The organism is Phocaeicola dorei (assembly GCF_013009555.1).
Classification (GTDB): domain Bacteria; phylum Bacteroidota; class Bacteroidia; order Bacteroidales; family Bacteroidaceae; genus Phocaeicola; species Phocaeicola dorei.
The window spans coordinates 988142-1007785 of the sequence record NZ_CP046176.1; the positions used below are offsets into that span (position 1 = coordinate 988142).

The window sequence follows — 19644 nt, forward strand, 5'->3', positions numbered from 1 at the left end:
ATATTGACATGAAAAAATATAAAATATTATTGTTTGTAATTGTGATGTCCTGCATATCAAATGTTTATATGTGGGGAACTACTAAGCCTTTATCTAAAAATAGAATAGATCTTTTTTCATTGAGTGAGGTTCGAATTACGGACAAGTACTTTAAGCATATTCAGGATTTAGATCATCAATATCTTTTAACGTTGGAGCCAGATAGATTGTTATCTTGGTTTAGACGTGAGGCAGGATTGACTCCTAAAGCTCAACCCTATCCTTTTTGGGAATCAGAAGATGTGTGGGGAGGCGGACCATTAGCTGGACATATTCTTGGTTTTTATATGTCCTCCATGTCTATGATGTATCAGACAACAAATGATAAAATGATTCTTGATAGATTAAATTATATTGTCAATGAGTTACTGCTTTGTCAAAAAGCTCATGGAGATGGTTATTTATTAGCTACTGTTAATGGTAAGCAAGTGTTTGAAGATATGATTGATGGAGATTTTACGACATCCAATCCTCTAATCAACCAAACTTGGGAACCTGTGTATATTATGAATAAAATTATGCTAGGACTTTATGGAGTTTATAAGCGATGTCATATACAAGATGCTAAAAGAATATTAATGGGAATGGCAGATTGGTTTGGTTATGAGGTATTAGATAAATTGAATCATGAGAACATTCAAAAAATGTTGGTATGTGAACATGGATCTATTAATGAATCTTATATAGACGTATATAAGATAACTGGAGATAAGAAATATTTAGAATGGGCTAAAAAATTAAATGATGAGGATATGTGGGTACCTCTTTCCAAAGGAGAGGATATACTGAATGGTTGGCATGCTAATACACAAATACCTAAATTTACAGGTTTTAATGCAGTTTATCGATATACGAATAATAAGGCTTACAATGATGCTGCTACTCGTTTTTGGGATATTGTTGTTCAAAAGCATACATGGATAAATGGTGGAAATAGTACTGGAGAGCATTTTTTCGAGGAAAGTATGTTTGAAAAGAAAATACCACAATATGGTGGTCCAGAATCATGTAACTCAGTTAATATGATGCGATTGACTGAAAGTCTTTATCAAACTGATGGCAGAGTAGATAGGATTGATTATTATGAACGTGTACTTTATAATCATATTTTAGCTAATTATGACCCGGAAGAAGGAATGTGTGTTTATTATACTCCTATGCGGCCTGGTCATTATAAAATATATGGAACAAGGTATCATTCATTTTGGTGTTGTACAGGTACGGGATTTGAAGCTCCAGCAAAGTTTGCGAAAATGATTTATGCACATAAAGATAATTCACTTTATGTAAATATGTTTATAGCATCAACGTTGGACTGGAATGAAAAGAACATTATGATTACTCAATCTACTAATTTTCCTGACGAAGATCAGACATTACTTACTATAAAGTCTTCATCTACACAACAAATAGATTTAAAAATACGGATCCCCTTTTGGATCAAAAATAAAAGTATGGTTGTGAGAGTAAATAATAAAATTGTGAAAGGCATAAAATCAGAAAAAGGTTATGTTACAATATCACGTGAATGGTCAGATGGGGATGAAATTAAAGTGACATTTACACCTCTATTAGAAATTGTACCTTTAAAAAATAGTGAAAGATATCTTGCTATGACTTACGGGCCTATTGTGTTAGCGACTAAAATAGACAATACTAATATTGGGAAAGAAGAATTCCGACATGAGCGTAAAACTGTTAGTAATGTAATGATTCCTATGTCAGATACTCCTGTTTTGTTTGGAACATTGAATGAAATAAAAGGTAATATCAGACGAGTAGTTGGGAAGGAATTATTATTTATCTATAATCCGAAAGAAGGAAAATCTGTAAAATTGGTTCCTTACAATAGGATAAATTTTAGTCGATATGCTATTTACATGATTCATGTTGATGACAAAGAAGAGTATATAAAAACAGTTTGGGATGGTAGCTATTATGTCAATATGAATCAAAATTTAGGAACGATAAATGTAGATGCTATTTGTATAGGAGATACTGATTCTGAACGAATGCACAAGATAGAGCAGGTGAGTAATATTACAGGAAAATATGATTATATTTCATCATGGCGTCGTGCAGTCAATGGAGGATATTTTATGTATAATTTAGCATCACTTCCAGATAAGGAGCAGACACTTTATATTGCGTTTCGGGGGAATGATCAGGATGAATTTGCTTTTGATTTGTTGATAGATGGACAGGTGATTAAATCATTTGTGCGTAGTCTAGGTGATGAAGGGTTGGTCACGAAGAATTATGCAAAATATATTCCTATTCCTTTTGAATTGACCCGTGGTAAGAAAAATATAACATTGAAAATTGCCGCTAGATTAAAGAATATGACAGGAGATATTTTTGATATTCGTATATTGCCATCAAATTCAGAAATGGATCTCAAGTAAATTCAATGAAAAAAAGAGTTTTATAAGAGATGTTTGTTAAAAAGGCAGAGGTTTTATTTAAGTATTGAAGTTCGAATAGATCGAGGACCATTCCTAGATATTTGAGGTTTGGTCCTCAATTTATGATTCTATTTAAAGATTTTTCTAAAAGCCTTCGCATTATTTTTTTGAAATAAGCGATTGTCCGAAAAGAGGGCGTTAAGCCTCCTAATAGCTATCATAATTCCACATTTACCTTACAGGAGTACTCCAGTTTTCTTGATGACCTTATTGAATACTTATAACCATATAAATACAATTTTAGTAATGTTGCAGGATTATACGGTAGGCTCCTTTTATTGAAGTTTGACATGTTTAACCCCAAGCTCATTTATAGGCAAGATATCCATAAATAAATTGATAATCCTTGCCCAAGAATTTGGAGCAATCAATTGGTCGAGAGGTATCATTTGAATTTGATTTCTGTTTTCTCCTACTATGTAGTTTATAGATATGTTGTCTAGTTTCTTTCCATAAATATATAAAAAATAGGTGACAATTAAATATAGCTTCTAAGGTTTTGCACAGACTCTTGGGAGCTTACGATGTTACCAACAAATGGTGAAGTCGTTATTTAGCTCTCCGAGGAAGTTAGTCATTAAGTTCTAGTTTGAAATTAGCAGGAGTAAAGTATAAAGTGAAAAAATCTCTTCTCGAAAATGTAGACATAAAAAAAGGAGCAACGCCTTGCTCCAACCTTTGTTAACCTTAAATCTAATACTATGAAAAACACATTGCAAAGGTACGGACTTTAGTGAATTTTGCAAATAAAACAACTAAAAAAATATGTTCTCTAACACGTTTTAATACTTTTATCCTATTTGTTAAGGATAAGGGCCTTTTTTATTTACTTGTATTTTATCTTTTTTACATATAAAACCGTATATTTGTTGCCACTTTTGCAAAAGGATAAAAACGAATGGTTTCAGTAGATAATTTGAAAGTAGAGTTTGGAGTAACGCCTCTGTTTGAGGACGTGTCATACGTTATCAATAAGAGAGATCGTATTGCGCTGGTCGGGAAGAATGGGGCCGGTAAGTCTACTATGCTTAAAATATTGGCAGGAATACAGGCGCCTACTTCAGGTAGTGTTTCTGTTCCGCGTGATGTGACGATAGGCTATCTGCCTCAAGTCATGATTCTGAGTGATAAACATACTGTGATGGAAGAGGCGGAGATGGCTTTTGAACATATCTTTGACTTGCAGGCTAGTATTGAGAGAATGAATCAGGAATTGGCGGATAGAACAGACTATGATTCAGAAAACTATCATAAACTGATTGAGAAATTCACACATGACAATGAACGCTTTCTGATGATGGGAGGTACCAATTATACGGCTGAGATAGAACGTACATTGATGGGGTTAGGATTTAACCGGGAAGATTTTAACCGTCCTACATCCGAGTTCAGTGGTGGTTGGCGTATGCGTATAGAGTTGGCCAAGTTGTTGTTGCGACGGCCCGATGTGTTGCTGTTGGACGAGCCTACCAATCATCTGGATATAGAAAGCATTCAATGGTTGGAAAACTTTTTGAAGACAAGTGCGGGGGCCGTTGTATTGGTGAGTCACGACCGCGCATTTATTAATAATGTGACCAATCGTACGATTGAAATATCTTGCGGGCATATCTATGATTATAAAGTGGCTTACGATGAGTTTGTGGTATTGCGCAAAGAGCGTCGTGAGCAGCAATTGCGTGCATACGAGAACCAGCAGAAGCAAATTCAGGATACGGAAGATTTCATAGAGCGTTTCCGTTATAAGGCTACCAAGGCTGTCCAGGTGCAGAGCCGCATCAAGCAATTGGAAAAAATAGTTCCTATTGAAATTGATGATGAAGATAATTCAGCCTTACGGTTGAAGTTTCCGCCTGCCATGCGTTCCGGCAATTATCCGGTCATTTGTGACGGGGTGAAGAAAGTATACGGCAGTCATCTTGTTTTCCACGATGTGACTTTGACTATTAATAGAGGTGAGAAGGTGGCTTTTGTCGGAAAGAACGGGGAAGGTAAGTCCACTTTGGTGAAATGTATAATGGACGAAATCCCATACGAAGGTAAACTGACCATCGGGCACAACGTACAGATTGGTTATTTTGCTCAGAATCAGGCTCAGATGCTGGATGAAAATCTGAGTGTTTTTGATACGATTGATTATGTGGCAAAAGGGGATATTCGTTTAAAAATTCGTGATATTCTGGGAGCATTCATGTTTGGAGGTGAGGCTTCTGATAAAAAAGTAAAGGTACTGTCGGGTGGGGAGCGGAGTCGTCTTGCCATGATAAAACTTTTGTTAGAACCGGTGAATTTCCTTATTTTGGACGAACCTACCAACCATCTGGATATGCGCTCAAAGGATGTATTGAAAGAAGCTATCAAGGAATTTGATGGAACGGTGATTGTTGTTTCTCATGACCGTGAGTTCTTGGATGGACTGGTGACCAAAGTTTATGAATTTGGAGGTGGAGTAGTAAAAGAACACATTGGCGGCATTTATGATTTTTTACAGAAAAAGAAAATAGAGAGTCTGAATGAGTTGCAGCTTTCGGCTTCTCCTACTGTGTCTGCCACTAAAAAGGAAGAACCCGAAACGGTCAGTGAGAACAAATTATCTTATGAGGCGCAAAAGGAATTGAATAAGAAAATTCGTAAATTGGAGAAACGAATTGCGGATTGTGAACAAAAAATAGAAAAGCTGGAAACTGAGATTAGCGGGGTGGAAGCCGATATGGCTACTCCCGAAGGTGCATCGGATATGGCTTTGTATGAAAAGCATCAGAAACTGAAAAAGGACTTGGATCAGACGGTAGAAGAATGGGAGGCCGTTTCTATGGAATTAGAAGAGATGCAGGGAAGTTAATATGTATCATATATATAGAACAAATGAAAGCAAAACATTATTTACCAATGGCTGTATTGGCTCTGGCAGTAGCTGCCGGATGCGACAGTAAAAAGGAAGCCGTCATGACTTCGGGTATAGACTTGACAAATTTGGACACTACGGCTGTTCAAGGAGCTGATTTTTATCAGTATGCTTGTGGCGGATGGATGAAGAAACACCCTCTGACCAATGAATATTCCCGTTTTGGCTCATTCGATATGCTTGCCGAAAATAACCGGGAACAACTGAAAGGATTGATTGTGGAAATTGCTGCCGGACAGAATGCGCAAGGTACAATAGGTCAGAAAATAGGGGATATCTATAATCTGGCTATGGATAGTGTGAAACTGAATGCGGATGGAGTAACTCCTATTCAAGCTGATTTGGAAAAGATTGCTTCAGTGAAGGATAAATCGGAAATAGTTCCTTTGATGGCGGAACTGGCTCATAGCGGTGTATTCCCTTATTTCAGTTTCTATGTGGGTGCCGATATCATGGACAGCAAGAGCAATTTGTTTCAATTGTATCAAGGGGGTATCAGTCTGGGTGAAAGAGAATATTATTTGGACAATGATGATGTGACTACCAATATCCGTAATAAGTATAAAGAACATATTGTAAAGATGTTCCAATTGGCTGGTTTTGATGAGGCTGCCGCTAAAAAGAAAATGGAGGCTGTAATGGATATCGAAACCCGTATTGCAAAAGCTTCTTTCAGTGCGGTGGAACAGCGTAACCCTGCGGCCAATTATCATAAAATGTCTTTGGATGAATTAAAGAAAGAGATTCCGGGCATTGACTGGGATGCTTTCTTGAATGGTATAGGCGTGAAAGGGGTGACTGAACTGAGTGTTTCTCAAGTGGAGCCGATTAAAGAGGTTGAGAAAATTATCAATAGCTTGCCGGTTGAAAATCAGATCGCTTATATGCAATGGAATCTGATAGACAGGGCTGCCGGTTACTTGAGTGATGATTTGGTAGCACAAAACTTTGATTTTTATGGAAAAACACTATCCGGTAAACAGGCTAACCAACCTCGTTGGAAGCGTGCCGTAAGTACTGTGAATGGGGTACTGGGTGAAGCGGTAGGTCAGATGTATGTGGAGAAATATTTTCCGGCAGCCGCAAAAGAACGTATGGTGCAGTTGGTAAAGAATCTGCAGACCGCATTGGGAGAACGTATCCGGAATTTGGAATGGATGGGTGACAGCACAAAGATTAAAGCTATTGAGAAGTTGAATTCTTTTTATGTAAAGGTAGGCTATCCTGATAAGTGGAGGGATTATACCGGTTTGAATATTGAAAAAGATTCTTATTGGGCCAATGTGAAGCGTGCTACAGAATTCGAACTGGATTATATGTTGTCCAAGGCAGGCAAGCCGGTTGACAGAGATGAATGGGGAATGACTCCGCAGACTGTCAATGCATATTATAATCCGACCACGAATGAGATTTGTTTTCCGGCAGGTATTCTTCAATATCCGTTTTTTGACATGAATGCTGATGATGCATTTAATTATGGAGCTATTGGCGTGGTTATCGGTCATGAAATGACTCATGGATTCGATGATCAGGGACGTCAGTTCGATAAGGATGGTAATTTGAAAGATTGGTGGACAGCCGAAGATGCCAAACGTTTTGAAGAACGTGCTCAGGTAATGGTGAATTTCTTTGATAGCATTCAGGTTTTGCCGGGACTCAATGCCAACGGTTCTTTGACTTTAGGTGAGAATATAGCCGACCATGGTGGTTTGCAGGTTTCTTTCCAAGCGTTCAAGAATGCGACAAAAGATGCTCCGCTACCAGTAGAAGACGGATTTACTCCGGAACAGCGCTTCTTCTTGTCATACGCCGGAGTGTGGGCTGGCAATATCCGCGACGAGCAGATTCGTTTGCAAACAAAGTCTGATCCACATTCATTGGGCAGATGGCGTGTGAACGGAGCACTCCCTCAAATTGGTGCATGGTATGATGCTTTTGGCATTAAAGAGGGGGATCCTATGTATTTGGCTCCTGAAAAACGTGTCTCTATTTGGTAAGCTTTATACATAAAAGATAATAAAAAGCATGGTAATTGCTGATAATTTGGCATTTACCATGCTTTCTTTTTGGAATTTACATGATAAACACCTATTTTTGTGCCCGATGAAACGGAGACGATATATAGCATGGGTATTAATGTTGGTCAGCATAATCATGTTGACTGCATCTGTTCTGCCTCATCATCATCACCGGGAAATCCTTTGCTTGCAGCATGATATGACTTTGTGCGGCTGTCAATGTTCTGTACAGCATCAGCAGCATAATAGTTCCGATGAGAATCATACATGTAATGCCGGATGCGTGACCAAGTTTAAAAGTGTAACTCCGGATCGGGCTCAGGACAGTGTTTCTCCTGATTATTCGTTTTGTTTGTTGCTATATACGGTAACGGATGTATTGGCGCTTTCATTGCAGTTGACAGAACACAACACATTACCTTATAATTACTATTTAGAAAAACTGCATTCTACGTGTCTTCCCCACGTAAAGGGGTTGCGTGCTCCTCCTTGCGATGTTCTTGCTTAACAGATAGAAAGTTTATCTTTTTATCCGCAACTTTGTTGCATTTTCTTTACGCTAATTTTGTATTTAATAAAAAAGTAAGAACAAATTATATCATCATGAAGAAACTTATCTTTATGGGAGTCTTGGGATTATTTCTTTTAGGCTCTTGCAACAGTAAATCGGAACATGACCATGAGGGGCATAGTCATGAAACGGAAAAAGCACATAATCATGATCATGAAGGCCATGATCACGAGCATGAGGAACACGATCATGCGAGTGAAAACCACGAAGGACATAACCACGAGGCAGAGATGGCAGCCGGACATTCCGATGAGATAATCCTGGCTCCGGAAAAAGCGAAAGCAGCTGGAGTAGAATCGGAAATAATCCAGCCTAAATCATTCCGTCAGGTAATAACGACCAGCGGACAGGTACAGGCGGCACAAGGTGATGAAAGCGTAGTAGTTGCCAATGTAGCCGGTGTGGTTTCTTTCCGCCATCCGGTAACGGACGGTATGAGTGTGAGCAAGGGGGCTCCCATTCTGAATATCTCTGCTGAGAATATGCCGGACGGAGACCCTGTAAAACGTACCCGTATCGCATATGAAACCGCCAAAAAAGAATATGAACGTGCCGCCAAGTTGGTAAAAAGTCAGATAATATCACAGAAAGATTTCAATGCCATTAAGGAGAGTTATGAAAATGCATTATTGGCATACGAGGCTATTTCAAAGAACCAGACCAAGACAGGTGTGTCCGTTACAGCTCCTTTAGGTGGCTATATCAAGAATTGTCTGGTGAAGGAAGGTGATTATGTGTCGGTAGGCCAGCCTTTGGTGAGTATCACTCAGAACCGTCGTCTGTTCCTTCGTGCAGATGTTTCCGAGAAATATTATGGTTATCTGCATAGCATCCAGTCGGCAAACTTCAAGACTCCATACGATAATAAGGTATATGAGTTGGGTGAGTTGAAAGGGCATCTGCTTTCTTATGGTAAAGCATCCGGTGGTACTTCTTTCTATGTACCTGTTACTTTCGAATTTGATAATCGGGGAGATGTGATTCCCGGTTCGTATGTGGAGGTGTATCTGCTCTCGTCGGAAATGCCCGATGTGCTGGCCTTACCTGTTACAGCATTGACCGAAGAACAGGGCTTGTATTTTATTTATCTGCAATTGGATGAAGAAGGGTATAAGAAACAGGAAGTGACTTTGGGGGCTAGTGACGGAAAGGAAGTTCAGATTCTTACGGGGTTAAAAGCCGGTGACCGTGTGGTAACAAAAGGAGCCTATCAGGTGAAATTGGCATCGGCCAGCAATGCGATTCCGGCTCATAGTCATGAACATTAATCAAGCCGCCCTATGCTAAATAAAATTATACATTTTTCCCTTCAAAACCGTATATTGGTTCTGGTGGCGTCGGTTTTGCTGCTTATTGGCGGTACTTACACGGCTTTTCATACGGAAGTCGATGTGTTCCCCGATTTGAATGCGCCGACTGTAGTGATTATGACTGAAGCGAATGGTATGGCTGCCGAAGAGGTGGAACAATTGGTAACCTTCCCTGTAGAAACTGCTGTGAATGGTGCGACCAATGTGCGCCGGGTGCGTTCATCTTCCACCAATGGCTTTTCCGTTGTGTGGGTGGAATTTGAATGGGATACTGATATCTATCTGGCCCGTCAGATTGTTAGTGAGAAATTGTCCTTGGTCAGCGAGGAATTGCCCGAGAATGTAGGTAAACCTACCATGGGACCTCAATCCTCTATTTTAGGTGAATTGCTGATTATCGGTCTGACTTCGGATACTACTTCCATGCTCGATCTCCGTACACTGGCAGACTGGACTATCCGTCCGCGCCTGCTTTCTACGGGAGGTGTGGCACAGGTTGCCGTGCTAGGAGGTGATATCAAGGAATATCAGGTGTTGCTTGACCCTGCCCGCATGAAACATTACAATGTTACGTTGGCAGAGGTGATGAACGTTACCCGTAACATGAATCAGAATGCCAATGGCGGAGTGATTTATGAATATGGAAACGAATATATTGTTCGTGGGGTGCTTTCCAGCCATGATGTGGCTCAGTTGTCACGTTCCGTCATTAAGACGGTGGAAGGGGTGCCCGTTACATTGGAGGATATTGCCGATGTGAAGATCGGTTCGCAGGAACCAAAACTAGGTACTGCTTCGGAGAGAGGAAAACCTGCCGTACTGCTGACCGTTACCAAACAACCCAAGACTGGGACTATTGAACTGACAGAGCAATTAGAAGCCGCATTGAAGGATTTGCAGAAGAATCTTCCGGCTGATGTGCACGTTTCTACAGATATTTTCCGTCAGAGCCGTTTTATTGAAAGTTCTATCGGCAATGTGAAGGATTCGTTGTATGAAGGTGCTATTTTTGTGGTGATTGTTCTCTTCCTGTTCCTTGCCAATGTACGTACCACGGTTATTTCATTGGTAACTCTTCCGTTGTCATTGATTGTTTCTATATTGACTCTTCACTATATGGGGCTCACCATCAATACCATGAGTTTGGGTGGTATGGCTATTGCCATTGGTTCGTTGGTGGATGATGCTATTGTGGATGTGGAAAATGTATGGAAACATCTGCGCGAGAACCGCTTGTTGCCCGAAGGGGAACGTAAAAGCGTGATTGAAGTCGTGTTCAATGCTTCGAAAGAAGTGCGTATGCCTATCTTGAACTCTACCTTGATTATTGTAGTCAGCTTTGTTCCTTTGTTCTTCCTGACAGGAATGGAAGGTCGTATGCTGGTTCCGCTGGGCATTGCCTTTATTGTGGCGTTGTTTGCTTCTACGGTAGTGGCTTTGACACTGACTCCGGTACTGTGCAGCTATCTGTTAGGTAATAATAAAAGTAAAGGATTACCCAAAGAGGCATTTGTAGCCGTATGGATGAAAAAGCATTACCGCAATACCTTGTTATGGTCCTTGAATCATAAATCCGTAGTATTGGGTTTTACAGGTGGACTGTTTGCGGTGGCATTGGTTATGTTTTTTGCATTAGGACGTAGTTTTCTGCCATCTTTCAATGAAGGTTCGTTCACCATTAATATTAGTTCATTGCCGGGAATTTCTTTGGCAGAATCGGACAAAATGGGACACCGTGCGGAAGAGTTGCTGATGTCTATTCCCGAAATACAGACTGTAGCCCGTAAAACGGGACGTGCCGAACTGGATGAACATGCACTAGGGGTTAACGTGAGTGAAATTGAGGCTCCGTTTGAATTGAAAGACCGTTCCCGTCAGGAACTGGTAGCCGATGTGCGTGCCAAGTTATCTACCATTACCGGTGCGAATATCGAAATAGGCCAACCTATCAGCCATCGTATCGATGCCATGCTTTCGGGTACCAAGGCCAACATTGCCATCAAACTGTTTGGTAACGATTTGAACAAGATGTTTGCCATCGGTAATCAGATAAAGGATGCTATCAGTAGCGTGGAGGGTATTGCCGACTTGAATGTGGAACAACAAATCGAACGTCCGCAGCTCAAGATTGTTCCCAAACGCGAGATGCTTGCCAAATTCGGTATTTCCTTGCCGGACTTTGCCGAATTTGTATCTGTAAACATGGCGGGTGAAGTTGTTTCGCAGGTATATGAAGAAGGCAAAGCGTTTAATCTTATTGTCCGTACCAAGGACGAGGTGCGTGATGAGATGGAGAAAGTGCGTAACCTGATGATTGATACCGGTGACGGTCAGAAAATCCCTGTCAACTATGTAGCCGATGTGATTTCTGCCATGGGACCGAATACCATCAGCCGTGAGAACGTGAAGCGTAAGATTGTGATTTCAGCCAATACCAGCGGCCGTGATTTGCGCAGCGTGGTGAATGATATACAGGAACGGATTGATGCGCAAATCAAGCTTCCCGAAGGATATCATGTGGAATATGGCGGTCAGTTTGAAAGCGAGCAGGCGGCCAGCCGTACGCTGATGCTCACTTCGTTTATGAGTATCGTAGTTATCTTCCTGTTGCTTTATACCCAGTTTAAGAATGCAGCCCAAAGTGGAGTCATTTTGTTGAATTTGCCTTTGGCGTTGATTGGTGGGGTATTTGCATTGATGATAACAACGGGTGAGATAAGCATTCCGGCTATTATCGGCTTTATCTCGTTGTTTGGTATTGCTACCCGTAATGGTATGTTGTTGATAAGTCATTACAATACGTTGCGCGAAGAAGGTATGGATTTGAAAGAAAGCATTCTTCACGGTTCGTTAGACCGTTTGAACCCTATCCTGATGACTGCATTGTCTTCCGCGTTGGCTTTGATACCTTTGGCGTTCCGTGGCGATTTGCCGGGTAATGAGATACAAAGTCCGATGGCGAAAGTTATTCTGGGAGGTCTTTTGACATCGACTTTCTTGAACGCTTTCATTATTCCGATTGTTTATGAACTGATGAATCGAAAGAAGAAATAATAGAAATATATGAAACGAATCTTATTTATAATAGCCTTCTGCTCTCCCTTGCTGGCGCAGGCCCAGAGTATTGAGCACATTTTGAAAAGCATCGAGCAGAATAATAAAGAGCTCAAGGCGCAGAAACATGCAGCCGATGCAACCAAGATGGAAAACCGGACAAACAACAACTTGCCTGACCCTACAGTGAGCTACAGTTCTTTTTACAGTAATGGTGCCGAAGGGGGGCACGGTACGGAACTTGTCGCTTCACAAGGTTTTGATTTCCCTACTCAGTATATTGTCCGCAATCGGCAGGCTACTTTGCAGAACGAAGCGGTGGACAAGCAACAACAGGCTGCTCGCCGAGATATTCTGCTGAATGCGAAGAATCTCTGTCTAGACCTTATTCTGTTGAATCAGGAAAAAACATTGATGGATATCCGTATGAAAAATGCAGATGAATTACAGGCACTTTATGAAAAGCGTCTGACTACCGGTGATGCGAACATATTGGAAGTCAATAAAATCAAAATGGAACGTATGAATGTGCAGACGGAAGTTGCCCAAAACAGCGCAGCCCACCGCACTGCCTTGCAATCTCTGCTTGCCATGAACGGCAACATGCCTTTAGAATTTGCTGAAACCACATACCCTGCCATACAGGAAATCAATGATTACAATGTCATGCGGGATGAAGTGATGGCATCAGACCTTGACTTGCAGGCCGCCGTCGCCACTGCCCGTGCCGCCGAGAAGCAGGTTTCGGTAGACCGTCAAGGATGGTTGCCGAAACTGGAAGCCGGTTTTCGCCGTAACACGGATGATGCGGTTTCGATGAATGGTTTTGTGGTAGGGGGCTCCTTGCCTTTGTTTCAGAATCGTAAAAAGGTAAAGATAGCCAAGGCACAGGCTATCAGCGCACAATTGATGCAAGAAAATGCTAAAGATCAGGTTGAAGCTTCTCTGATGTCTCTCTTCAATGAGATGCAGCAGTTGAAGGATGCCATGAATGCGTATGATGTTCCTTTGATGTACCGTTCGCTGGATTTATTGAAGCAAGCATTGACCGAGGGACAAATTTCATTGATTGAATATTTTGTGGAAACGGAAAATATTTATAAGAATCTCCAGGCGTATATGCAGATTGAGAATCAATACCAGAAGGTGATGGCGAATATTTACAAGAATAATCTGTAAAGCTGACAGTCTGTTCTTTTAACGCAGATAGGGTAAAAACGGATGGCAGGATGGTACGGATAGTCAACAAACTATATCCGTGTTATCCTGCTTTTTCATTTAAAAAAGCAGACTGTCGCTGTCAAAAATGTACCGAAGCGGATTGTGTTTTTTTGTCCGTAATCTTCCGGCTGATCAATGTTGCCGATAAGGTTTCTATTTCCTCCAGTCTCACATTATATCCGTCCGCCAGATGGTCTGTCAGCTGGTTTCCCAGGTTGGCTGAATCGTCCTATGATGATACTCTCCTTAAAGCCGAAGTACTTTGGCTAGAAATTCGAAGAATGCCGGTTACGTCCTTTTTTTGATTCTTAATAAAAGCTGGAAACGATTGTCGTTCAGAATGGCATAAAAAAATGTGCCGGAAGAATTGGGCTACCTTTTATGACAGAGTGACTTCCGACACATTTTTTCTTGTTTATTTCTATTTATTTCTTTTTTTCTTGGCTTCTTTCGCCCATTCTTTCGCTCCCTGCTCTTTCAGTTTCGCGGTGAAAGCCTTTGCTTTTTCCATGCTTGCGTTTTCGTCTTCGGGTGAAGCGTATGCATGTTTGTAACCTTTGGTCACGTTCCATTCACCTCGTGTGAAGTCCGGGAAGGCTACTGCCGCACAGCCGTTGTCCATAGAGATAGCTCCCAGTTCGGCCAGACAGCACCATTCGGCCAAGTCATATACATCCATGTCCAAAGGCAGTCCGTTTTGCAGACAATATACCAGACGGCTATCCATGATGAAGTCCATACCGCCGTGGCCGCCGACTTCTTTTGCCATTTCACCATATTTCTTTAAAATAGGATGCTGGTATTTCTCAATAAGCGCTTCCATTTCTGCCTGGGGTAAGAATCCGTGAGAGTTCAAATCGTCTACTTTGGGTTGCACGCCCGATGCGGTCAGTTGTGCTGCATCCAAAGCATATCCTTCAACGGGATATTTATTGGCAAACCCTTTGCTTCCTGTCAGTTGGTACAAGCGGTTGTAAGGTTGGGGAGTCATTACATTATGTTGGATTTCAATAACTTTCCCATTTGCTGTGCGAAGCAGGGTGGTGGTATGGTCTCCGTTGCGGAATTCTTTACATTCTTCGCCGGTTCTCTTCTCCACTAAATCTTTACCAACAACAGATTTGGTGTCCATAGCTACTAAAGTGGTTATACGGTCACCACGATGGATATCCAATGCTTGTGCTACAGGACCCAAGCCGTGAGTGGCATATACATCACCCCGGTGTTTCATGTTATAATCTAAACGCCATCCTAGTTTGTCTTCTTTGCCGTTTTTCCAATAATGATCCCAGAACGGGCTTAAATTGTGAATGTAGGCTCCTTGGGCACGGATTATTTCGCCAAATACACCTTGTTGTGCCATATTCAGTGTATTCATCTCAAACCAGTCATAGCAACAGTTCTCAAGAATCATGCAATGCTTGCGGGTTTTTTCACTCAGGTTGATTAAATCCCAGCATTCTTGCAGGTTCATGGCCGAGGGAACTTCAATAGCTACATTTTTACCGTTTTCCAATGCGCATTTTGCTACGGGGAAATGATGCAACCAGTCTGCGGCGATATAAACTAAATCTATGTCTGTACGTTTACATAATTCTTCATATCCCTTTTCTCCGGAATAAATGGCAGCTTTCGGCATAGATGCTTTCTTTAGGATATCCTGACATTTTTCTGCACGAGATGCTTCATAATCACAAAGTGCCACAATTTGTGTGCCGGGAATATAAGTGAAGCGCTCTACGGCTCCGGGACCTCGCATTCCCAATCCGACAAATCCTACGCGGACTACTTCCATTTTCGGGATGGTTAAGCCTAATACACTTTTCTGGCCGGACGGACGTTCAGGAGTGTCAATCACAATGGTTCCTTTGTCCCATTTCCAGGAATCTCCTGAACTTACGGTTTGTGCTGTCGTGGTTTGTGGTAAACACATGCATAGGGTTGTACCCATACATAAGCTTATCATCAATGATTTAAAGGTTCTCATACTTTTTGAATTTAAAGATTAAAATTTAAAAATATAGGTTGTTTCTTGAGTCAACTACTTGAAACTTAATTATATTTCACATTAATAATAAGAATATTTTTTATTTTTGCGCTCAAAGATAATTAATCTTTTTTGATTATGGATATAAGTTCGTCCTCTTTTTTCTGAGAAAAAGGTGAGTTAATAAATAAAATGAAGGAAGGGAAAAAGTGGAATCAAGACAGAAGTTGTGAAGATATGAGTGAAAATCTAAAAATAATCAAGGTTTGTTGATTGAAAACGATCAAGAAAGGAAATAATTTAGTCCAAAAGATCGTTTAGTAAGGAGATTTGGCGGGATTTTTTTAATTTTGCACTTACAACTAATTAACAGATAAGAAAATGCCGTTAAATTTACCCGATAAACTACCTGCTATTGAATTGCTGAAGGAGGAAAATATCTTCGTCATAGACAATTCACGTGCCAGTGCACAGGATATTCGTCCGTTAAAAATCGTGATATTGAATTTGATGCCGTTGAAGATAACGACAGAAACGGATTTGGTACGTTTGCTTTCCAACACTCCCTTGCAGTTGGAAATATCATTTATGAAGTTGAAAAGCCATACATCGAAAAATACGCCGGTGGAACATATGAAAGCATTCTATCATGACTTTGATTTGATGCGTGGCGAGAAATATGACGGGATGATTATTACGGGGGCTCCGGTAGAGCAGATGCCGTATGAGGATGTGAATTATTGGAATGAGATTACTACTATTTTTGATTGGGCGCGTACTCATGTTACCTCAACTCTCTATATTTGTTGGGCGGCCCAAGCCGGGCTTTATCATTTCTATGGAGTTCCCAAATATCCGCTGAAACAAAAAATGTTTGGTATTTTCCGCCATCATATCAATGTACAGGGATTGCCCATATTCCGTGGTTTTGATGATGAGTTTTTTGTACCACATAGCCGTCATACCGAAATACACCGTGAGGATATTCTGAAAGTAAAAGAGTTGGCTTTGATAGCTGAGTCTGATGAGTCTGGGGTTTATATGGCTATGGCTCGTAATGGGCGTGAATTCTTTATTACCGGGCATTCGGAGTATTCTCCTTATACGCTTGATACGGAATATAAGCGTGATTTGGGGAAAGGGTTGCCTATTGAAATGCCTGTAAATTATTATAAGGACGATAATCCGGACAATGCCCCGGTGGTGCGTTGGCGCGGACATGCCAATTTGTTGTTTTCTAATTGGTTGAACTATTATGTATATCAGGAAACCCCGTTTGATATAAACGAGATACGATGATCAGACAACGAAAAATAGAATTATTAGCTCCTGCTAAAAATCTGGAGTGCGGTATTGCAGCTGTTGATCACGGTGCTGATGCCATTTATATTGGTGCTCCCCGTTTCGGAGCACGTGCGGCTGCGGGGAATTCATTGGAGGATATTGCTGAGTTGGTGCGGTACGCTCATGTATATAATGTCCGTATCTATGTGACTGTGAATACGATTCTGAAGGATGAGGAACTGAAAGATACGGAAAAAATGATTTGGGATTTATACCGTGCCGGAGTGGATGCTTTGATAGTGCAGGATATGGGATTGTTGGAATTGAATCTGCCACCTATACCGTTACATGCCAGCACGCAGATGGATAATCGTACTTCTCAAAAAGTAAGATTCCTGGCTGAGGCAGGTTTCCGTCAGGTGGTATTGGCTCGTGAACTTTCTCTTGTTGAAATAGAAAATATCCATCATGCTTGTCCTGATGTGCCTTTGGAGGTATTTGTACATGGTGCTTTGTGTGTAAGCTATAGTGGACAATGTTATGTTAGTCAGGCTTGTTTTGGGCGTAGTGCCAACCGGGGGGAATGTGCCCAGTTCTGTCGCCTTGCTTTTGATATGATAGACGCGGACGGTAAATCTATAGTAAGGAATAAGCATCTATTGTCTCTGAAAGATTTGAATCAGAGCGAAGAGTTGGAGCAATTGCTGGATGCCGGAGCTTCTTCCCTGAAAATAGAGGGACGTTTGAAGGATGTATCTTACGTTAAAAATGTAACAGCTTACTATCGCCAGAAGCTGGATACTATTTTCAAACGTCGTAAAGAGTATATCCGTGCTTCATCGGGAGAAGTGAAATTAGAGTTCAAACCTCAATTGGATAAGAGTTTCAGTCGTGGTTTTACTAATTATTTTCTTTTTGACAGGAATAAGGATATTTTTTCTTTTGATACTCCCAAGTCTTTAGGGGAGGAGATGGGAACAGTGAAGGAAATTCGTGGTAATTATCTTACCGTAGCCGGAATCAAGTCTTTTAATAATGGAGATGGTGTTTGTTTTTTGGATGAGACTGGTAAGTTGCAGGGATTTCGCATAAACCGGGTGGAGAATAATAAATTATTTCCTCAGGAGATGCCTCGGATAAAGCCCCGTACGATACTTTATCGTAATTTTGATCAGGAATTTGAGAGGTTGATGTCGCGTAAATCAGCCGAAAGGAAAATTGCTGTCATTTTAAAATTGGCTGAGAATAATCGGGGCTTTACTCTGTCTCTGACTGATGAAGATGATAACAGTGTCAGTGTGGTGCTGGAAAGGGAGAAGGAACGTGCCCGTACTCTGCAGGAAGATAACTTGCGTACACAACTTGGAAAGTTAGGAAATACTCCATTTGAAGCATCAGATATAGTGATTGACTGGTCGGACAATTGGTTTATTCCGGCTTCTATGCTTGCCGAACTTCGCCGTAAGGGAATAGAGAAACTGCTGGAAGTGCGCCGTATTAACTATCGGCAGGAAATTTACAAGTTGCCTCGAACGCATCATGCTTTTCCTGTGAATGAATTGACTTATTTGGGAAATGTGATGAATGCTGATGCTGTTTCCTTCTATAGGAATCATGGTGTGCAGCGTATTGCTCCGGCTTATGAAAAGGCTCCGGCAGAAGAAGCAGTATTGATGTTTTGCAAGCATTGTTTGCGTTATAGTATGGGATGGTGCCCCTCTTGGCATAAAGTGCGTTCTCCTTATAAGGAACCTTATTATCTGGTTAGCTCGGATAACAGGCGTTTCCGTTTAGAGTTTGATTGTAAGAATTGTCAGATGAAAGTCTATGCTGAAAAGTAAGTACATCGGATTACTGTTTTTGGTATTGGCTATTTTGATGGCTTGCCAATATCCTTCACCTGTTACTTCGAGTGAGGATATGCCGCAAAAGACAAGGGATTCTGTCAATTATTTGGTGGAACGGCATTATACATTAAACAGTAATTTTGAGGTTACTTCAGATTCGCTTATGTTACAGCAACTACCATTGGTTGATGTGCTTCCTGTTTTTAAAGGAGAACGGCTGGTGGTAGCGGAGTTTATGATACAACCTGCTGATAGTGTGGATTCTGTATGGGTGAAGGTCGCACGGGACCAGGAAACAATGGGATGGGTACATGAAAAGGAATTGTTGGAGAAAGTAGTCCCTGTGGATTCAGTGTCACAGTTTATTCATTTTTTCAGTAATTCTCATACCATCGCTTTCTTTATCATATTAGGCTTTTTCGGTATTTGGTATGTTCATAGGGCTATTCGTCGCCAGAAGCTGCAATTAATTTGGTTGAATGATATTGATAGCGTTTTTCCTACAGTTCTTTCTTGGTTGGTAGCTACCGCAGCTACGCTTTATGCTAGTATTCAGCATTTTGTTCCAGGAACTTGGGAGCAGTTTTATTATAATCCTTCTTTGAATCCTTTTAGCTTGCCTTTTATTCTTTCTCTTTTCATGTTTAATATTTGGGGAATTATTCTTGTGGGGTTGGCTACTTTAGATGATTTGTTTCATCAGACACATATTGAAGCTGCATGTTTTTATTTGTTGGGATTGATGTCCTGCTGCATCTTTCTATATTTGTTTTTTACATTTACTACGTACTACTATTTGGGTTATCCATGTTTATTGGTATATGCTGTATGGTCATTTAATCGTATAAAGCACGCTTCTCGGTATAAATTCAGTTGTGGAAATTGCGGGGCGAAGATGAAGAATAAAGGAGTGTGTCCTCATTGCGGCGCTGTCAATGAATAA

The 19644-nt window shown here is 40.9% G+C and carries 11 protein-coding genes and 1 pseudogene; 10 read left to right on the forward strand and 2 right to left on the reverse strand.

From position 1 onward, the window contains the following. Positions 1–8 precede the first annotated feature (8 nt). A complete protein-coding gene (locus tag GKD17_RS03835; RefSeq protein WP_007836720.1) occupies positions 9–2444 on the forward strand; it encodes a glycoside hydrolase family 127 protein in 2436 nt (811 codons plus the stop codon). 131 nt (positions 2445–2575) lie between these two features. On the opposite strand, the pseudogene GKD17_RS23845 reads toward GKD17_RS03835, so the two are convergent. Next, a pseudogene (locus GKD17_RS23845) lies at positions 2576–2932 on the reverse strand (transposase); the annotation flags it as partial. 470 nt (positions 2933–3402) lie between these two features. Between GKD17_RS23845 and GKD17_RS03845 the strand changes: the two are divergent. The 6 genes from GKD17_RS03845 to GKD17_RS03870 all read left to right on the forward strand — a co-directional run bounded on the left by GKD17_RS03845 (position 3403) and on the right by GKD17_RS03870 (position 13541). After that, positions 3403–5346 carry an ABC-F family ATP-binding cassette domain-containing protein gene (locus GKD17_RS03845; RefSeq protein WP_007836721.1) on the forward strand — a complete coding sequence of 648 codons (1944 nt, stop codon included), beginning with the start codon at positions 3403–3405 and terminating at the stop codon, positions 5344–5346. 23 nt (positions 5347–5369) lie between these two features. Continuing rightward, on the forward strand, positions 5370–7406 hold the full coding sequence (locus tag GKD17_RS03850; protein WP_008675020.1) for a M13 family metallopeptidase: 2037 nt from the start codon (positions 5370–5372) through the stop codon (positions 7404–7406). 28 nt (positions 7407–7434) lie between these two features. Continuing rightward, complete coding sequence (locus GKD17_RS03855; RefSeq protein ID WP_007836723.1) at positions 7435–7935, forward strand: DUF6769 family protein; 501 nt, start codon at positions 7435–7437, stop codon at positions 7933–7935. A gap of 95 nt (positions 7936–8030) precedes the next feature. Continuing rightward, complete coding sequence (locus GKD17_RS03860; RefSeq protein WP_007842257.1) at positions 8031–9266, forward strand: efflux RND transporter periplasmic adaptor subunit; 1236 nt, start codon at positions 8031–8033, stop codon at positions 9264–9266. 12 nt (positions 9267–9278) lie between these two features. After that, positions 9279–12362 carry an efflux RND transporter permease subunit gene (locus GKD17_RS03865; RefSeq protein ID WP_007836725.1) on the forward strand — a complete coding sequence of 1028 codons (3084 nt, stop codon included), beginning with the start codon at positions 9279–9281 and terminating at the stop codon, positions 12360–12362. Positions 12363–12371: 9 nt separating this feature from the next. Further along, positions 12372–13541: a TolC family protein gene (locus GKD17_RS03870; RefSeq protein ID WP_007836726.1), complete on the forward strand. Its 1170-nt coding sequence runs from the start codon at positions 12372–12374 to the stop codon at positions 13539–13541. Between the two features lie 463 nt (positions 13542–14004). On the opposite strand, the gene GKD17_RS03875 is transcribed toward GKD17_RS03870, so the two are convergent. Then, a complete protein-coding gene (locus tag GKD17_RS03875) occupies positions 14005–15570 on the reverse strand; it encodes a Gfo/Idh/MocA family protein (protein ID WP_007853266.1) in 1566 nt (521 codons plus the stop codon). A 381-nt stretch (positions 15571–15951) separates the two neighbouring features. Here GKD17_RS03875 and metA point away from each other — a divergent pair, with 381 nt between their 5' ends. Genes metA through GKD17_RS03890 form a run of 3 tightly spaced genes read left to right on the forward strand, consistent with a single transcriptional unit; the run spans position 15952 to position 19644 of the window. Further along, a complete protein-coding gene (metA, locus tag GKD17_RS03880; RefSeq protein ID WP_007836728.1) occupies positions 15952–16869 on the forward strand; it encodes a homoserine O-acetyltransferase MetA in 918 nt (305 codons plus the stop codon). Continuing rightward, positions 16866–18695, forward strand: a complete 1830-nt coding sequence (locus GKD17_RS03885; protein ID WP_007836729.1) for a peptidase U32 family protein — start codon at positions 16866–16868, stop codon at positions 18693–18695. The genes metA and GKD17_RS03885 overlap by 4 nt, the downstream gene beginning before the upstream one ends. Continuing rightward, positions 18682–19644, forward strand: a complete 963-nt coding sequence (locus tag GKD17_RS03890; RefSeq protein ID WP_007836731.1) for a zinc ribbon domain-containing protein — start codon at positions 18682–18684, stop codon at positions 19642–19644. Before GKD17_RS03885 ends, GKD17_RS03890 begins: the two co-directional genes overlap by 14 nt.